The sequence below is a fragment of the Streptomyces katrae genome (genome assembly GCF_000966975.1).
Lineage (GTDB): Bacteria > Actinomycetota > Actinomycetes > Streptomycetales > Streptomycetaceae > Streptomyces > Streptomyces katrae.
The window spans coordinates 1-896 of sequence record NZ_JZWV01000104.1 but is presented as its reverse complement, the minus strand read 5'-3'; the positions used below and the strand labels follow the sequence as shown (position 1 = coordinate 896).

Sequence of the window (896 nt, the reverse complement as noted above, 5' to 3'; positions counted from 1 at the left end):
CGGTCGACGGACTCGGCGGGGTCGCCCAGGTGCAGCTCGATGCCGTGCTCCGCCATGAAGCCGGCCGGGGTGAGGGAGAGCTCCTCGGGGCTGCTGCCGGAGAAGTACGAGCTGAGGTGCACCCGGTCGTAGGCGGGCCGGGGCTCCTCGCAGAGCACCGTGACGCGGTGCGTGGCGGTGGCCCCGCGTTCGGCGAGCGCCTCCAGGTAGCGCTGGCCGACCATGCCGTGCCCGATGAGCACGATCGCGGGCAGGGGCTCGGTCATCTCAGTGGCCTCCGTCGTCGGTGAGCAGGTGGAACGTGTCGTGCGGGGCGTCCAGGGACTCTTCGCCCTCCCAGGTGCGGGCCAGGGCGCCCACGGTGGAGAGTTCGCCGAGCAGGACCCCGCCGACGAGCCGGCCGCCGCGCAGGACGACCTTGCGGTAGGTGCGGCGGGTGGCGTCGGCGAGGCGGACCACGTCGTCGCCGGGGAGCGGGGTGGGGTCGCCGAAGGCGGCGAGGTCGAGGGGGCGGCCGGCGCCGCCGAGGGTGAGGCGGGTCAGGGCGCGGGTGCCGGTGTACTCCGTCGGGGAGCCGGTGAGGACGGCGGCGAGCGCGTCGGCCTGCTCCAGGGCGGGGCCGGCCAGGCCGTACACCCGGCCGGCGTGCTCGGCGCAGTCGCCGATGGCGTGGACGTACGGGTCGCTGGTGCGCAGCCGGTCGTCCACCACGATCCCCTTGCGGACCTCCAGGCCGGCCGCCCGGGCGAGTCCGGTTCGGGGGCGGACGCCGCAGGCGAGGACGACGACGTCGGCCGCCAGGCGGTAGCCGTCCGCGAGTTCCACCCCGGTGACGCGGTGGCCCTGGCCGGGCGGTGTGCCGGTGGCCGCTGCGCGGAGCCGTCTCCCCGCCCCGC

1 protein-coding gene and 1 pseudogene are annotated in these 896 nt (G+C 76.7%); both read right to left on the bottom strand.

The features are described 5' to 3' along the window. Nucleotides 1-266, bottom strand: a pseudogene (locus tag VR44_RS05595) (nitrite reductase (NAD(P)H)); the annotation flags it as partial. 1 nt (nt 267) lies between these two features. Continuing rightward, nucleotides 268-896, bottom strand: a 629-nt coding sequence (locus VR44_RS05590; protein ID WP_045946240.1) for an FAD-dependent oxidoreductase, incomplete at its 5' end; no start/stop codon positions are given.